The following is a 15988-nucleotide window of genomic DNA, read 5'->3' as shown; positions in this document are numbered from 1 at the left end:
CTGTTCGCATTGAATACCCCTGATGCGCCGGTCACAAGAATAAGCCCCTGCGACCAAATCGCAGGGGCCCCATTGTTTTGGTGGTGCAGTGCAAAGTGCTGCGGTACTAGTCCGGCGCAGTCGTGTCGGCATTGATCACCTCGCCGAACAGCTCCCACTTGTCGCCCTTGAAGCGCATCATCCGCAACTGCGCGATCGGCGCATAGTCGGTGGCCGAGGTGGAGATGGTGATGCCCGGCAGCAGCGTGTCTGGCGCGAAGTCCTTCAGGCTTGCCGCCTGCTTCATGACATTCTCGCGGGTCAGGTTGTCACCGCACATCTCCAGCACCTTCACCAGCGTCTGCGCGGCGCCATAACCGTAGACGAGGCTGTTGTCGGTGCGATCGGCGCCCGGCATGTATTTGTCGATGAAGGCCGACCATTTCTTCATGCCCGCATCGTCTTTCCATTGCGAATCCGCGCCGTCCTTGCGGTAGTCGGCCGACAGGACGCCCTCTGCATTGGCAAAGCCTGCCGGCTGCATCACTGCTCCGACGGAGACGCTGACATTGGTCACGAGCTGCAGCGGCTTCCAGCCGAGTTCACCGATCTTCTTGATGCCTTGAGCCGCGAATTTCGGCGTTACGAAATGGACGACAACATCAGGATTGAGCGACTTCACTTTCACGATGTGGGAATCGATGGTCGGCTCGGAAATCTCATAGCTCTCTTCCGTGACCAGCATCGTGGCAGCCTTGGCACCCAGCGCTTCTTTGAACGCCTTCTGGTAGTCCTTGCCGAAATCGTCGTTCTGATAGATCACCGCGACCTTGGCGTCCGGCTTCTCCTTCATCAGATATTTTGCGTAGATTTGTGCTTCGACCGCGTAGCTCGGCTGCCAGCCCATCGTCCACGGGAAGTGCTTCGGATCGTTCCACTTGCTGGCGCCGGTGGCGACGAAGAGTTGCGGCACCTTCTTGGCATTCATGTATTTCTGGAACGCGGTATTCGACGGCGTGCCGAGCGAATTGAAGATGAACAGTGCCTCGTCGCTTTCGACCAGCTTGCGGGCCTGTTCGACCGCCTTGGGCGGCGAATAGGCGTCGTCGTAGCTGATGAAATTGATCTTGCGGCCGTTGATGCCGCCCTGGTCGTTGATCATTTTGAAATAGGCGGTTTCAGTCTTGCCGATCAGTCCGTAGGATGAGGCAGGGCCGCTATACGGCATAATGTTGCCGATCGTGATTTCGGTGTCAGTGGCGCCGGTGTCGTATTTCTTCTGGGCCAGCGCGCTGCCGCTGGCTGCGACGCTGAGGGCCGCGGCAACCGACAAAGCCAGTGCGCGCGATCGGATCGAAGGCATTTCAGAACTCCCTGATTTTTATTCGTCTTGTTTTGCGGGCCTTTGCGGCTCCGGCCGGATTGAACACCGTTCGCGTGTATGCGGCAACAAAAAGCCCCTCGCGACGACACCGCGAAGGGCTGCTTTATTGGGCAATGGATATGCCGTCCCCCGGTATAATTCAGCGGCTGATCTCGCCCGAAATCACAGGGCCAAATAACTCCCATTTGTCGCCCTTGAAGCGCATCATCTGCAACTGTTCGATCGGGTAGAAATCAGTCGCGGACGTGTTGAGCTTGATGCCCGGCAGCATCGTGTCCGGCGCGAAGTCCTTCAGGCTGGCGGCTTGCTTCATCACATTGGCACGGGTGAGATCGTCGCCTGCCTGCTTCAGCACCTGAACCATGGTCTGAGCTGCGCCGTAGCCATAGACCACGGAGATGTCGTTGCGGCGGGCGTCCGGCGCGTATTTGGCGAGAAACGCGTAGAAGCGCTGCATGCCGGGCTCATTGTCCCATTGTGGATCTGAGCCGTCCTTGGCGTAATAGGCCGACAGGATGCCTTGCGAAATCTCCTGTCCCGCCGGTTTCAGCACGGAACTGATCGACGCGCTGGCATAGCCCTGGATGTAGAGCGGCTTCCAGCCGAGTTCGGAGATCTTGCGGATACTCTGGACCGCCGACTTCGGTGTCGTGACGCTGATGAACGTATCGGCGCCAGAGGCTTTCAGATTGATGATGTGGCTATCGATGGTCGGCTCGGTGACCTCATAGCTTTCGGCGGCGATCAGCATGCCTCCAGCTTTGTCGCCGAGACCATCTTTCAGGCCCTTCAGCACGTCCTTGCCGAGGTCGTCGTTCTGATAGAGCATCGCGATCTTCGCGTCGGGCTTTTCGTTCAGCAGATATTTCGCATAGATGCGGCCCTCGCTCTCATAGGGCGGCTGCCACGCTATGGTCCACGGGAAAGCCTTGTGATTTCCGAAATAGGTCGCGCCGGCGGCGACGAACAGTTGCGGCACTTTCTTGATGTTGAGATATTTCTGGATCGCCGCATTGGACGGTGTGCCGAGTGGATTGAACACGACGAGCACCTCGTCGGATTCGACCAGCTTGCGGGCCTGCTCGACCGCCTTGGACGGATTATAGGCATCGTCATAGCTGATGAAATTGATCTTGCGGCCGTTGATGCCGCCCTGATCGTTGATCATCCGGAAATAAGCGGCCTCGATGATGCCCGCGATGCCATAGGCCGAAGCCGGCCCGCTATAGGGCATGATGTTGCCGATCTTGATCTCGGTGTCGGATGCGCCGGGATCGTATCGCTTCTGCGCGAGGGCATGGCCGGCGCAGGCGATGCTCAGTGCGGCGGCAAGCGAGATTGTTCGTGGTCGAAAGGCAGGCATCCCGGGTTGGTCCTCGTACAGCAGTCGCGAGGCGTTAATGGCATGTGCATCAACAAAAATCCCCGGCGATGTGAGCGCGAGGGGCACTTTCTGTGTGGCGGAAAGATGGTGGCGGTTCCTTCGCCACGATTGCGGAAGAAGTTGGCGCGCTGCTGATACACTCATACCAACTCGCGCAAAAAAAGCGGCCACCGAAGTGACCGCTTGTCTTGCCTCAATTGTCGGATCGAACTAACCGCCCGATCCGCCGATCACTGCGCGGACGGTATCGTCCGGGCCGAAGTCTTCCGCGCCATCCACATAGAGAAGAGCGCTGAGCTTCGAACGCGCGCGGTTGACGCGGCTCTTGATGGTGCCGACGGCGCAGCCGCAGATCGTGGCCGCGTCCTCATAGGAGAAGCCCGATGCGCCGACGAGAATAAGCGCTTCGCGCTGATCCTGCGGAAGCTTCTCAAGCGCCGCGCGAAACTCCTCAAATTCCAGATGGGCGTTTTGTGCCGGCTGGGTCTTCAGAGTCTTGGCATAGCTGCCGTCCGCATCCTCGACTTCCCGTCGCCGCTTGCGATAGTCCGACCGGAACAGGTTGCGCAGAATGGTGAACAACCACGCAGGGAGATTCGAGCCGACCTGGAAGGAGTCGATATTGGCGAGAGCGCGCAACAGCGTTTCCTGAACGAGGTCATCTGCCCGGTCGCCGTTGCCGGAGAGCGAGATCGCGAAGGCGCGCAGGCTAGGCACCGACGCCAGAATGTCGTCGCGGAGTGAGTCTGTGAGAGGCATTATTCCCCTCCTTCATTTTTGCCGGGATCGCCAGCGATCTGGGCTTGAGCCTCAGCCCCGTCCAGCTTGCGGATCAGCTCCGCAAATCGGTCCGGCACGCCCTGTCGCACGACATCGTCGTACATGGCGCGCAACTGATGCCCGATCCGTGACTGGATTTCGGCGTTTAATCCGCCCTTTGGCTTCACATCTTTCATGACCCGTTCCACATTCCCCAGAAGACATGTCCCTGGAATTTGAGAAATTTTCTTGATTTTTGAAGCCTTTGCGGCGTCTGTCGGCGATCTAATGCGGAGCGTGGCCGAAAGTTCCGACCCGATGGAACTTTTGTCTGGCTGGGGCGTAAACAAGCACAACGAGGGAGCCGGATTGTATCCGAATACCCCTTCGACTTTGACGTAGAGTCGTCTTTGACCAGACAGGATGGAGTGGGGATGTCCCGATCACAGCTCGTAGCTGAACACTTGCCGCTGTTGCGGCGCTATGCCCGCGCCCTCACAGGTAACCAGGCCTCAGGCGATGCCTATGTAGGCGCCATGCTGGAAGCGTTGCTGCAGGACCAGTCGTTGCTCGACGAGCAACACGGAGCCCGTGCCGGCTTGTTTCGCCTGTTCACCCAGATTTGGAACTCTGTCGCCTTGAACGACAATCCGGACGTCGCGCCGCTGCAGGCCGCCTCCGAGAAGCGCATTTCCAACATCACCCCGCTGCCACGACAGGCCTTCCTGTTGCTGTCGCTCGAAGGCTTCTCGGAAGAGGAAGTCGCCTTCGTACTCGACGCTGATGTGGCGGAAGTGCGTACGCTGGCCGATACGGCCGGCCGAGAAATGGCCGCCGAAATCGCCACCGACGTTCTTATCATCGAGGACGAGACCTTCATCGCGATGGATCTCGAAAGCCTCGTGAAGAATCTCGGTCATAACGTCATCGGCGTTGCACGCACCCATGCAGATGCGGTTGCGCTCGCAAAGAACAAGAAGCCCGGCCTGATCCTCGCCGATATCCAGCTCGCCGATGGCAGCTCGGGTCTCGATGCGGTGAACGAGTTGCTGCGCATCTTCGAAGTGCCGGTAGTCTTCATCACCGCCTATCCGGAGCGTTTCCTGACTGGCGAACGTCCGGAGCCGGCCTTCCTGATCTCGAAGCCGTTCCAGCCCGCGATGGTCTCGGCCGTCGCCAGCCAGGCGCTGTTCTTCCAGCGCAACTCAAAGAACAAGACAGCCAAGGCATCCTGATTTCAAGGCGCCCTAACTTCGGGCGTCCTGATCTCGCTGGTATTGATTGATATCGAAGCGGCTGGGCCATGTGCCCGGTCGCTTTCGTTTGGCCAGAAGCCATCGCGCTGGATGATACCTGCTCAATAAGTCCTCTTCGCTTGCGCAAACTATCAGCGGGCAGAAGGAGGGGGCTGACAGTATTGTGTTGATGCAGCGATCAATGCCGATATCATCCCTCGATAAGCGGCAAATTGCCACGTCCCGCAGGGCTCATAGGCTTTGACGGGCTGGCGCGGCTGCGTGACCCTTCTGGTCGAACCGGTGCGCATGAACTCAACTGCCGACGCTGAACCTCATATCTATCAATCCACAGTGACACGCCCCGTTGCGGTCGATGTCAGCAAGGTGTCGCTCACTTTCGATACGGCCGACGGCAAGGTCGAAGCGCTATCCAATGTCGATCTGCAAATCAGTGGTGGGGAGTTCGTCTCCTTCATCGGTCCCTCCGGCTGCGGCAAGACCACGCTGCTGCGTGTGATCGCGGACCTGCAGCAACCAAGCTCTGGGAGCGTCACTGTCAATGGCATGAGTGCCGAGCAGGCGCGGCTGGGGCGCAATTACGGCTATGTGTTTCAGGCGCCGGCATTGTTTCCCTGGCGCAGCATCGAGGCCAACCTCAAGCTGCCGCTGGAATTGATGGGGTTCTCGCCGACCGAACAGAAACAGCGCGCCGCGCGCTACCTCGACCTCGTCAATCTCACCGGCTTCGAACGCAAGTTTCCCTGGCAGCTCTCCGGCGGCATGCAGCAGCGGGTTTCCATCGCACGGGCGCTGTCGTTCGATCCCGAATTGCTGCTGATGGACGAGCCGTTCGGAGCACTGGATGAGATCGTGCGCGATCATCTCAACGAACAGCTCCTGCAGCTCTGGGCCAAGACCCGCAAGACCGTGTTGTTCGTGACGCATTCGATTCCCGAAGCGGTGTTTCTTTCCACCAAGATCGTGGTGATGTCGCCGCGGCCGGGCCGTATCACTGATATCATCGACTGCAATTTCCGGCGCGACCGCACGCTGGAAATTCGCGAGACGCCGGAATTCATGGCGATCGCGCAGCGCGTGCGCACGGGGCTGCGTGCCGGGCATTCCTATGACGAGTAGTACGGTGGATACGATACCGGTCGCGCGCGCGGCACGGCGCACGCATCCGTTGGTCAAGCGTAGTGCGCCGCTGGTGACCATTGTCGCAGTGCTGATCATCGTCTGGTACATCGGCGCCGTGCTGATGAACCTGTCGCTTGTGCGCGGCGGCTTCGAGCGCGAGGAAGCGCCTTACACGACGATGGAATTGCTGGAAGGCACCATGAGCGCGGAACGGCCGCCGCTGCCGGCGCCGCATCAGGTGGTCGGTGCTTTCATCGACGGCGTGTTCGGCTATGCGCCGACGGCGCCGCGTAGCCTCGTCTATCATTCCATGGTGACGCTGTCGGCGACGCTGCTCGGCTTCGCGCTGGGCGCGCTGCTCGGCATCGTGCTGGCGCTCGCCATCGTGCACAGCCGCGTGCTGGAGCGTAGCCTGATGCCGTGGATCATCTGCTCGCAGATGGTGCCCATATTGGCGCTGGCGCCGATCTTCATTGTGGTGCTCGGTGCCGTCGGCCTACAGGGCCTGCTGCCGAAATCGATCATCTCGGCCTATCTGAGCTTCTTTCCCATCACCATCGGCATGGTGAAAGGCTTTACCTCGCCCGATCCGATGCAGATGGACCTGATGCGCACATGGTCGGCGACATCTAGACAGGTGCTGTCGAAATTGCGCTGGCCATCGGCCGTGCCGTATCTCTTTGCCAGCCTCAAGGTCGCCATCACCATCTCGCTGATCGGCGCCATCGTCGCGGAATTGCCGACCGGCGCGGAAGCCGGCATCGGTGCACGCCTGCTGGCCGGCTCCTATTACGGCCAGACCATCCAGATCTGGTCGGCACTGGTTGCCGCCGCCGTGCTAGCCTCGGGCCTGATTGCGATTGTGAGCTATGCCGAACGCAAGGTCGCGCAGCGGATGGGGGCGCGGGCATGAATCGTCGCCAGATCCGCCTGGGCTTCATCATGTCGGCAGTGTGCGTGCTGATTACACTGATGCTGCCATTGCCGCTCTCGGGTGTGCCTGTCGCCGCGCTGATGGCGCGCCCGCTGACGTTTCTGCTGACCGGCGTCATCGTGCTTGTGTTCGCTTTCGCTGCCGGCTTCCGTGGCCTGCCTGCCATCGTGATCGGGCTTGTCGGGGCAGGCATCACTGCGGATATGACACTGATGCTGCTCCGCGATCCCTTGATCGCCGGCGATGCGGCATCAGGCTTCTGGATGGTCGTGATCGGAGTCTGGCTGGCATCTTGGATCTGCGTCGTCGCGCTCGCGGGGCTGAAACCGCGCAACAGCGCATTTCGGAAGATCATCGATCTCGCCATTCCGCTGCTGTTCGGTGCGGCCGTGTTCTATCTCTGGGAGGTCGTGGTGCGCGGGGCCGGCGTGCCGCCAGTGCTGCTGCCGTCGCCGAGCGCTGCCGCTGTGAAATTCATGGCGTCGCTGCCGATATTGGGCGCGGATTTCGTGCAGACCTTCATCCGTGGTGTGCTGATCGGCTATGCCATCGGCTGCGGCGCTGGGCTTCTGGTGGCGATCCTCGCGCATCGCTTTGAATTTCTCGGCCGCGGGCTGCTACCCTTGGGTAACTTCTTCTCGGCACTGCCGCTGGTTGGCGTCGCGCCGATCATGGTCATGTGGTTCGGCTTCGACTGGCCGTCGAAGGCCGCGGTCGTGGCGCTGGTGACATTCTTCCCGATGCTGGTGAATGCGTTGGCCGGTCTGCAAGCTGCCGGCGATATCGAGCGTGATCTGATGCGCTCCTACGGCGCGAGCTATGCCCAGACTCTCATCAAGTTGTATCTTCCCGCTGCTCTACCTTTCATCTTCAATGCACTGAAGATCAATGCCACACTGGCCCTGATCGGTGCCATTGTCGCGGAATTCTTCGGCACGCCGACGCAAGGCATCGGCTTTCGAATTTCCACCGAAGCCGGGCGCATGGCGCTCGATATGGTGTGGGCGGAGATCGCGCTGGCCGCGATCGCGGGAATGGCATTTTATGGACTTGTTGCGCTCGCCGAGCGCGTGACGACGTTTTGGCATCCATTGATGCGGACCTAGTTCGGCAGGTTCGCCAATTCTGGAGTTGAGCATGAAGAAGATCATGGCATTCGGCGCAGCGATGGCTCTCTCGCTCGGCTCCGCGCAAGCGGCGGACAAGGTCACCATCCAGCTCAAATGGGTCGCACAGGCCCAGTTCGCCGGCTACTTCGTCGCCAAGGAGAAGGGCTTCTACAAGGACGCCGGGCTCGACGTGACGATCAAGCCGGGCGGTCCCGATGTCGCCCCACCGCAAGTGATCGCGGGCGGCGGTGCCGATGTGGTGGTGGACTGGATGCCGTCGGCGCTGGCCTCGCGCGAGAAGGGCGTGCCGCTGGTGAATATTTCGCAGACCTTCAAGAAGTCCGGGCTCGAACTCACCTGCCGCGCCGAGACCGGCATCAAGAAGCCGACCGATCTGAAGGGCAAGGTCACCGGCGTCTGGTATGGCGGCAACGAATATCCGTTCCTCTCCTGGATGTCGAAGCTGGGCTACAAGACCGATGGTTCGCCGGCCGGCGTCAAGATCATCAAGCAGGGCTTCAATGTTGATCCGCTGCTGCAGAAGCAGGCCGATTGTGTATCGACGATGGCCTACAATGAATACTGGCAGGTGATCGATGGCGGCTACAAGCCGAGCCAGCTTACCGTGTTCAAATATGAGGACGAGGGCGTCGCGACGCTGGAGGACGGTCTCTGGGTGCTCGACAAGAATCTCAAGGATCCAGCCTTCGTTGCCAAGATGGCGAAGTTCGTGAAGGCGTCGATGAAGGGCTGGGACTATGCCAAGACCAATCCCGACGAAGCCGTGAAGATCATTCTGGCTGGCGACTCCACGGGCGCCAAGACTGCCAAAGACCAGAAGCGCATGATGACCGAGGTCAGCAAGTTGCTCGGCGATGCCAATGGCAAGCTCGACGTCAAGGACTATGATCGCACCGTTGCGACGCTGATGTCTGGCGGTTCGGATCCCGTGATTACCAAGAAGCCGGAAGGTGCCTACAGCTTCGCGGTCTATGAGGCGATGAAGTAATTGCGCATCAGCGGCGCGCGAATAACGGCTGAGCGCCGATTGATTTGGCGAGGTGATCGCCAAAGGCTTCACTGATCGGCGGCAGCGTGCGGCCGGCCTTCTTGATGATGGTGATGGCCCGCGAGAAATCCGCGACGTCGATCTGCCGCGAGCGCAGGTCCGGCTCAGCGCCGATCTCGCGTGCGGAGCCTGGCAGGATGGTGATGCCCAGGCCGGCGCGGACCATGGCGATGGCCGTCATCATATAGGTCGCTTCGCAGGTCGGCTGCGCGATGTGTCCCGCGGTCAGGAAGGCGCTGTCAACGACCGCGCGGACGCTGGTCGCGGGATCCATCAGCACCAGCGGATATTTCATCAGATCGTCGATGGTGACCTTGCGGATGCCGCCGATCGGGTGCTTCGCCGGAAACACCACATGCATGCGGTCGCGCACTTCGAGCAGCACTTCCACGTCGTGGTCGGTGACGCTGCCGCCCATGATGCCGAGATCGACCTCTTCTGAGCGGACGAGGTCCAGGACGCGGTTGGCGATCACGTCCTTCAGGACGAAAGATGCGCCGGGCTGCAACTCGCGAAACGACTTGATGGCCTCGGGCAGGGCACCCGCGGCGACCGAGGGAAGCGCCGCGATCCGGACGACGCCCCGGCGCTTGGCCGCGATATCGCGAGTATCCACGACGACGGCATCGAGATCGCGGATCATGCGCTGAAACACCGGCAGCAGTTCGCGGCCGACCCGCGTCAGTTCGACGGAGCGGGTGTTGCGATCGAACAGTTTCACCTCGAGGGTTTCTTCGAGGCGCCTGATCTGAACCGTCAGCGTCGGCTGCGCCAGATGCAGCAACTCCGCGGCGCGGGTGAAGCTGCCGGCTTGGGCAACGACGACGAAAGACCGGATCTGCCGGAGATTCACATCCATAGATGATTTCTATCAATGGGATAGAATTAATTCAATTGAATAGAGGGAAGCTTCTGGCTTCAATGCCCCCAAAGCGACATGCGCGTGATCGCCTGCTCGGGCCTGTGGCGTGTCCGTCAAAAAGCGATCGGGAGATGGGCATGCGGCGATCGCGTTATTCGCGATGTGACTGCAGGCAAGTTTGATCCAGGGAGAACTGCTCGTGCGCACCATCAGGATCGGATCTGGTGCCGGCTATTCGGGTGACCGGATCGAACCGGCAATCGAACTCGCCGAAAGCGGCAACCTCGATTATCTCGTCTTCGAGTGCCTTGCCGAACGCACCATTGCGCTTGCCCAGCAGGACCGGCTGAAAGATCCGCAAGGCGGTTTCGACCCGTTGCTTGCCGACCGCATGAAGGCGGTGCTCCCGATCTGCAGGAAGAATGGCGTCAAGATCGTCACCAATATGGGCGCGGCGAATCCCGTCGCTGCGGCCCAGGCGACGCGTGACATCGCCAGGGCGCTCGGTCTGACCGGATTGAAAGTCGCGGCAGTGACTGGCGACGATGTGCTGGACCAGGCGCGAAATTCCGACGTTGCGCTGGACGAAGGCGGTTCCGTCAAAGCTCTCGGTAACCGCGTGATCTCAGCTAATGCCTACACAGGCGCAGCCCCCATCGCCGAGGCGCTGGCCGGCGGTGCGGATGTCGTCATCACAGGGCGGGCGGCCGATCCGGCGCTGTTTCTCGGGCCGCTGGTGCATGAATTCGGCTGGGCGATGGAGGACTGGGATTTGCTCGGCAAGGGCACCATGGTCGGCCATCTCCTCGAATGCGCCGGCCAGATCACCGGCGGCTATTTCGCCGATCCCGGCGTCAAGGACGTGCAGGGTCTCGCGCGGCTTGGTTTCCCGATCGGCGAGGTGCGCGAAGACGGCGATCTCGTCGTCACCAAGGTCGCGGGCTCGGGCGGCCAGATCACGCGCGCGACGGTGACCGAACAACTGCTCTACGAAATTCATGATCCGACCCGCTATTACCAGCCGGATGTGGTTGCCGATTTCTCGCAGGTGCGTGTCGAGGAGGTTGGTCCGGACCGCATCCATGTCACCGGCGGGAGCGGGGCGCCTAAGACGGGCCTTCTGAAAACATCCGTCGGCTATCTCGACAGCTATATCGGCGAGGGCGAGATCTCCTATGCCGGTGCCAATGCTGTCGCGCGCGGGCGTCTGGCGCTTGAAATTGTGCGCGAACGCCTTGCGATCACCGGCGTGAAGATGACGGAGAGCCGGTTCGACCTGATCGGCGTCAATGCGCTGCATGGTGACGCCCTGGCCGAAGGCCGTGATCCCTATGAAGTCCGCATCCGCGTCGCCGGGCGTACCGACTCGCTCGCAGAGGCCGTGAAGATCGGCAACGAGGTCGAAACGCTCTACACCAATGGACCCGCCGGCGGCGGCGGGGCCTGGAAATCGGCACGCGAAATCGTCGGCGTCGCTTCGGCTTTGCTGCCCGAAACTGTCGTGACGTCATCAGTCACATTCATGGAGGCCTGACCATGAAACTCCGTGAGATCGCGCATTCACGCAGCGGCGACAAGGGTGACACGTCCAACATTTCTGTCATCGCTTTCGATATGGGGGACTTCGCGTTTCTGGCCGAGCATGTGACCGCCGATTGCGTCGCGGACCATTTCGGCGACACCATCACCGGCACCGTCACGCGCTATGAATTGCCGGCGCTCGGCGCGCTAAACTTCGTGCTGACGGGCGCGCTCGGTGGCGGTGTTGTGCGATCGCTCGCGCTGGATACGCACGGGAAATCATTCAGCTCTGCGCTGCTTGAATTCGAACTGCCGGCCAAAGGAGCGTCATCCGGCTCACCATGATCTTCGTCACAATAGGACGACGATACTTTCATACCAAAAAACCAAAAACGGGAGGACTATTGATGAAGCGACGTACATTCCTAGCTGGCCTCGGTGCAACTGGCGTCAGCGCTGCAGTTTTTTCTCCAGCGATCGTTCGTGCCGCTGCGGATACACCACTGAAGTTCGGTGTGCTGTCCGACATGACGGGTCTGTTCGCTGACAATGGCGGGCAGGGCTCGGTGGCTGCAGCGCAGCTCGCGATCGAGGAATGCGGCGGCAAGGTGCTCGGCAAGGCGATAGAACTGATCCAGGCCGACCATCTCAACAAGCCCGATGTTGGCGGCAATATTGCGCGCCAGTGGTATGATCAGGAAGGCGTCGACGTCATTCTCGACGTGCCGGTGTCGTCTGTTTGCATCGCCGTGCAAACCTTCGCCAAGGACCGCAACAAGATGTTCATCACGTCGGCCGGCGGTTCGGCGGATCTCAGCGGCAAGTTCTGCTCGCCGAACTTCATTCAGTGGACCTACAATACTTACGCGCTGGCCAATGTCGCCGGCAAGGCGATGCTACAGCGCGGTGGCGACACATGGTTCTTCGTTGTTGCGGACTATGCCTTTGGTCAGGCGCTCGAGCGTGACGTGACAGAAGTTGCCGTGAAGGGCGGCGGCAAGGCGCTTGGCCGTGCGCCGCATCCGATCAACACGGCGGATTTCTCCTCGCAGCTTCTGACGGCCAAGTCGTCGGGCGCCAAGGTCATCGCCATCGCCAATGCCGGCAGTGACACGCAGAACGCCATCAAGCAGGCAGAAGAGTTCGGCTTGATGGGCGGTGATCAGAAGATGATTGCGCTCTTGATCGACGTGAATGACATCCGCAGCGTCGGATTGAAGAGCGCGCAAGGCCTGCTGGTGACATCCGGCTTCTACTGGAACATGGACGACCGCACGCGTGCATTCTCCAAGCGCTACGCTGCCAAGATGGGCAAGCCGCCGAGCATGATGCAGGCCGGTGTCTATTCCTCGACGCTGAACTACATCAAGTCGGTGGAGGCCGCGAATACCAAGGATCCTGCCGCCGTGGTCAAGGATCTGCAGGGTCGTACCTTTGACGATGCCTTTCTGCGCAACGGCAAGCTGCGTCCGGACAATCTGATGGTCCACGACATGTATCTCGCCGAGGTCAAGAAGCCTTCCGAGGTCACCGATAGCTATGACGTGTTCAGAATCCTCGCCACGGTGAAGGGCGAAGACGCGTTCTCGCCGCTCTCGGCGAGTGCATGCCCAATGGTGATGAGCAAGAAGTAAGCCGAACAGATAACTCTATGAACCGAGCGTCGCGGGCAGGGAAATACCTTTACCCGCGATTCTTTCGAAGGGTGAGAGAGCCTTACCTATTCCTCAAAAGAATGCGGGGTGCAGCTGGCATCACCACAGCTCCACCCCGCGTCGCCGGTCAATTGGGGCAGGGGACGACCGGCTTCCGGGAAGACGCGCGAGGGTGAAAAGCGTTCCCGCGCGCGTCAAATTATTTAACACACGGTTAAGTGATCGCCGTTCTTGAACCTAGAGCCTTGACGCACGTTCCTATTATGAGCGCCACGCAACGACGCGGCGCAGGGCAGGCGAGGCTCACATGTCAAAGGTATCCAGCTTGGTCTTGGGAATGGTCGCCGGAGCGACCATGTTCGGCGCCATCCAGTATGCTTCCGGCAATGATCTGCGGGGCACGCTGACCGATTCAGACAAGGCTGCGTCCAGCGGCGTCAACCGGGCTGCCAAGGGCGACCGGGCATCACTAATTACCACACAGAACGAGCAGAGCCAGACTCTCTCGTTCCGCGTTCAGGGGCTGTCGGATACGTCCGTCCTTCTGCGGATGGGCGTCGCGCCCGTGGTGGCTCCAACCAAGAATGAAGCCGTCAATATCCGGCCCCTCCCCATGAATGCGAAACCGCAGCGTGCGGCGGTGGGCTGCGAACCGCCCGTGAGTGTGCTCAGCGAGATGGCAAAGATGCTGCAGCCGGGTCGCTGTGTGACCTGATCTTCACGATGACAATTTAAATCAATCGTCGGCGACCTCATCGGGGTCGCCGGTTTCATTCGTACCATCATCTGCCGCAGTGCTGCTGCGATTGGCCATATAGCCAAGTGCGACGCCGACCAGCGCTAGCAGCGGAATAACCTTCTTGAGGCCGAGCGTGCGCGCGATCTGAATGCCGGTCGCCACCAGCATCGGATCGATCAGCGGCGCATTCGCAGCAGCTCTGGCCGCTGCGCGCGCCGCGGCTGCTGCACGCTCGCGAGCCTGTTTTTGCTTGGTCGCATAGACTTGTGCGAAGATCGCCGCGATGACCAAAAAAATGCTGGCGATGGTGAGGCAGGCCTCAATGACGCCGTAGCGCTGCATCACCGCGATGAAAGCCGCAACACACAGGAAGCACAGCGCCACGAAACCAGCGAAGCCCGCCAGTGCCATGAGCGATGTCATGCGCAGGCTGTTGCCTGTGCTGTTCTTCAGATCGTCGATGATACCCTTCAGCATGGAAGCCTCCGAACCCGAACTCTAAAATACAAAGAAAACTGACGGCACCCTCGGGCACCGCCAGTCATCACATCTCAATTCTGCGCATGTGCTCAGCGGCGCCAGGCCATCCCGATCAGCACTCCGAGGCCGAGCGCCAGGCCGACTGCGGCCAATGGGCGCTGGGTGATGCTGTCCTCCAGCGTCTCCTCCAGTGAATAGGCTGCGTCATGCGCAGCATCATAGGCCGCGCTGCCGCGCTCACGCATGTCGGACATCATGTCTTCGGCGTCCGCACGGGCTTGCTTGACGCCGCGGCGGGCTTGTTTAGTAGCTTGACCGGTAAAGGCATTAAGCGCGTCGGTGATCTGTTCGGTCAGGGCGGCAACATCGTTTTTCACGGCGGTGAGATCCTTCTGAAGGCGGCTATAGGTTGCTTTGTCGGTCAGTTTCTTGAGTTCATCCAGGCCATCGATATCCGCCATGCGAAGCTCCCCTGATACTGAAAATGCAATGCAAAAACGCCCGGTTAGACCGTAGGTTCCATCAGTAGAGCTGGATTAATCCGGCGGCAACTGCGGCGAATTGATCGGCATCAAATGCTCTTTCAGGATCAGCCCGACGATCAGGATCGGCGCCGCCAGGAAGCCGCCCATCGGGCCCCAAAGCCAGGTCCAGAACGCCAGCCCGATGAACACCGCCAGCGCGTTGAGTTGCAATTTGCGTCCAATGATCGTGGGCGTGATGAAGTGGCCTTCCATGAAGGTGAGGCCGACGAACAGCAGCGGCGCGATCATGCCCGCTGCGATCGTTTCCGACGAAATGATGCCTACCGCGACCAGGATGACGAACATGGCTACGGGGCCGATGATCGGGAAGAAGTTGAGCGTGGCTGCCAGTGCGCCGAGGCCGGCCGGGTTGGGCATGCCGGTGGCCGCGCAGATCACGCCGGTGGCAATGCCGACTCCGAAATTGATCATGGTGACCATCAGCAGATATTCGCCAAGACTGGTCTCTATGGCATTGAGAATGCGCAGCGTCCGCAGCCGCCACTCGTGATCGGCGAAGTTCATCACCAGAGCGCGGCGCAGATCTTTCCAGCTTGCGATGAACAGCACCAGCGTGGCGAAGAACAGCAGGAATTCGGTGAAGGTTGGTGACAGGAATTCGACGGTTGGCTGCACCCAGTCGATCTTGGGCAATTCGAACTTCGTTGTCGAAAGCGTTTCGGTGCTGCCGAACATGCTCTGTATCTGGTGCCAGAGCGCCAGCGGTCGGTCAAATACATGCAGCTTGTTCTTGAGCAGCGTACCTAGTTCGGGGAGCCGCGTCGTCCATTCCATCAGCGGGGATGAAATAAGCCCCACGATGAAGGCGAGCCCGGCGCAGACCAAGATAACGATCAGAACTGCCGAGACGGATCGCGGAATGCGGCGCTTTTCGAGAAAGCTCGCTGCGGGCGACAACATGGTGCCAATGATGAAGGCTGTCACGATTGGCAGGAAGAATGCCTTGGCGACGTAAAGCACCGCAACCACGGTGATCACCAACAGCGATATCAACGCAAAGGCGACAACCTCGGCACGGCGGATCACCGGCGGCTGCTCGATCTTGCTCTCGGGCACCGGCGTGCCTGCAGGCTGCTTTTCGGGGAGAGCGCGTACTTCACTCATGAGCTGTCCCGACATGCCGCCACTTGTTCGCGCAAACCGCGTTCGCGCGTCAGATCGCCAACTGCGATCGGGCTCTACAACACGAC

17 protein-coding genes are annotated in these 15988 nt (G+C 60.3%); 9 read left to right on the top strand and 8 right to left on the bottom strand.

Annotated features, from left to right (window positions below):
* Positions 1–106: 106 nt before the first annotated feature.
* From AB8B02_RS00975 to AB8B02_RS00960, 4 genes are all read right to left on the bottom strand, one after another.
* Positions 107–1342, bottom strand: a complete 1236-nt coding sequence (locus tag AB8B02_RS00975) for an ABC transporter substrate-binding protein (protein WP_439059526.1) — start codon at positions 1340–1342, stop codon at positions 107–109.
* Between the two features lie 160 nt (positions 1343–1502).
* A complete protein-coding gene (locus AB8B02_RS00970) occupies positions 1503–2726 on the bottom strand; it encodes an ABC transporter substrate-binding protein (protein ID WP_439062866.1) in 1224 nt (407 codons plus the stop codon).
* Between the two features lie 231 nt (positions 2727–2957).
* The gene (locus AB8B02_RS00965) at positions 2958–3506 is read right to left on the bottom strand and encodes a sigma-70 family RNA polymerase sigma factor (protein WP_068735058.1); all 549 of its coding nucleotides are present in this window, start codon (positions 3504–3506) and stop codon (positions 2958–2960) included.
* On the bottom strand, positions 3506–3703 hold the full coding sequence (locus AB8B02_RS00960; RefSeq protein WP_068735402.1) for a NepR family anti-sigma factor: 198 nt from the start codon (positions 3701–3703) through the stop codon (positions 3506–3508). The genes AB8B02_RS00965 and AB8B02_RS00960 overlap by 1 nt, the downstream gene beginning before the upstream one ends.
* Positions 3704–3940: 237 nt before the next feature.
* On the opposite strand from AB8B02_RS00960, the gene AB8B02_RS00955 reads away from it, so the two are divergent.
* The 5 genes from AB8B02_RS00955 to AB8B02_RS00935 all read left to right on the top strand — a co-directional run bounded on the left by AB8B02_RS00955 (position 3941) and on the right by AB8B02_RS00935 (position 8936).
* A complete protein-coding gene (locus AB8B02_RS00955) occupies positions 3941–4741 on the top strand; it encodes a response regulator (RefSeq protein ID WP_068735059.1) in 801 nt (266 codons plus the stop codon).
* A 309-nt stretch (positions 4742–5050) separates the two neighbouring features.
* Complete coding sequence (locus AB8B02_RS00950) at positions 5051–5881, top strand: ABC transporter ATP-binding protein (RefSeq protein WP_120291931.1); 831 nt, start codon at positions 5051–5053, stop codon at positions 5879–5881.
* Positions 5882–5885: 4 nt separating this feature from the next.
* Complete coding sequence (locus AB8B02_RS00945) at positions 5886–6797, top strand: ABC transporter permease (RefSeq protein ID WP_439062865.1); 912 nt, start codon at positions 5886–5888, stop codon at positions 6795–6797.
* Complete coding sequence (locus tag AB8B02_RS00940) at positions 6794–7924, top strand: ABC transporter permease (RefSeq protein ID WP_439062864.1); 1131 nt, start codon at positions 6794–6796, stop codon at positions 7922–7924. The genes AB8B02_RS00945 and AB8B02_RS00940 overlap by 4 nt, the downstream gene beginning before the upstream one ends.
* Positions 7925–7955: 31 nt before the next feature.
* The gene (locus tag AB8B02_RS00935; RefSeq protein WP_439062863.1) at positions 7956–8936 is read left to right on the top strand and encodes an ABC transporter substrate-binding protein; all 981 of its coding nucleotides are present in this window, start codon (positions 7956–7958) and stop codon (positions 8934–8936) included.
* A 7-nt stretch (positions 8937–8943) separates the two neighbouring features.
* On the opposite strand, the gene AB8B02_RS00930 is transcribed toward AB8B02_RS00935, so the two are convergent.
* On the bottom strand, positions 8944–9855 hold the full coding sequence (locus AB8B02_RS00930) for a LysR family transcriptional regulator (protein WP_439062862.1): 912 nt from the start codon (positions 9853–9855) through the stop codon (positions 8944–8946).
* 202 nt (positions 9856–10057) lie between these two features.
* Between AB8B02_RS00930 and AB8B02_RS00925 the strand changes: the two genes are divergently transcribed.
* The 4 genes from AB8B02_RS00925 (at position 10058) to AB8B02_RS00910 (ending at position 13749) form a co-directional block, all read left to right on the top strand.
* The gene (locus AB8B02_RS00925; RefSeq protein WP_439062861.1) at positions 10058–11392 is read left to right on the top strand and encodes an acyclic terpene utilization AtuA family protein; all 1335 of its coding nucleotides are present in this window, start codon (positions 10058–10060) and stop codon (positions 11390–11392) included.
* A 2-nt stretch (positions 11393–11394) separates the two neighbouring features.
* On the top strand, positions 11395–11724 hold the full coding sequence (locus tag AB8B02_RS00920) for an AtuA-related protein (RefSeq protein ID WP_231079706.1): 330 nt from the start codon (positions 11395–11397) through the stop codon (positions 11722–11724).
* A 62-nt stretch (positions 11725–11786) separates the two neighbouring features.
* Positions 11787–13013 (top strand): ABC transporter substrate-binding protein, encoded by a 1227-nt coding sequence (locus tag AB8B02_RS00915; RefSeq protein ID WP_089265434.1) that lies wholly within the window; start codon positions 11787–11789, stop codon positions 13011–13013.
* A gap of 376 nt (positions 13014–13389) precedes the next feature.
* The gene (locus AB8B02_RS00910) at positions 13390–13749 is read left to right on the top strand and encodes a hypothetical protein (RefSeq protein WP_244527934.1); all 360 of its coding nucleotides are present in this window, start codon (positions 13390–13392) and stop codon (positions 13747–13749) included.
* Positions 13750–13770: 21 nt separating this feature from the next.
* Here AB8B02_RS00910 and AB8B02_RS00905 read toward each other — a convergent pair whose 3' ends face one another.
* The 3 genes from AB8B02_RS00905 to AB8B02_RS00895 all read right to left on the bottom strand — a co-directional run bounded on the left by AB8B02_RS00905 (position 13771) and on the right by AB8B02_RS00895 (position 15902).
* On the bottom strand, positions 13771–14250 hold the full coding sequence (locus tag AB8B02_RS00905; RefSeq protein WP_439062860.1) for a hypothetical protein: 480 nt from the start codon (positions 14248–14250) through the stop codon (positions 13771–13773).
* Positions 14251–14342: 92 nt separating this feature from the next.
* On the bottom strand, positions 14343–14714 hold the full coding sequence (locus AB8B02_RS00900) for a DUF883 family protein (protein WP_175368300.1): 372 nt from the start codon (positions 14712–14714) through the stop codon (positions 14343–14345).
* Positions 14715–14789: 75 nt separating this feature from the next.
* Positions 14790–15902, bottom strand: coding sequence for an AI-2E family transporter (locus tag AB8B02_RS00895; protein ID WP_439062859.1), 1113 nt, complete (start codon positions 15900–15902; stop codon positions 14790–14792).
* Between the last annotated feature and the right edge of the window lie 86 nt (positions 15903–15988).

The sequence above is a fragment of the Tardiphaga sp. 862_B3_N4_1 genome, assembly GCF_051811085.1.
In the GTDB taxonomy this organism is placed as follows: Bacteria; Pseudomonadota; Alphaproteobacteria; order Rhizobiales; family Xanthobacteraceae; genus Tardiphaga; species Tardiphaga robiniae.
This window is presented reverse-complemented; position numbering and strand designations above follow the sequence as displayed.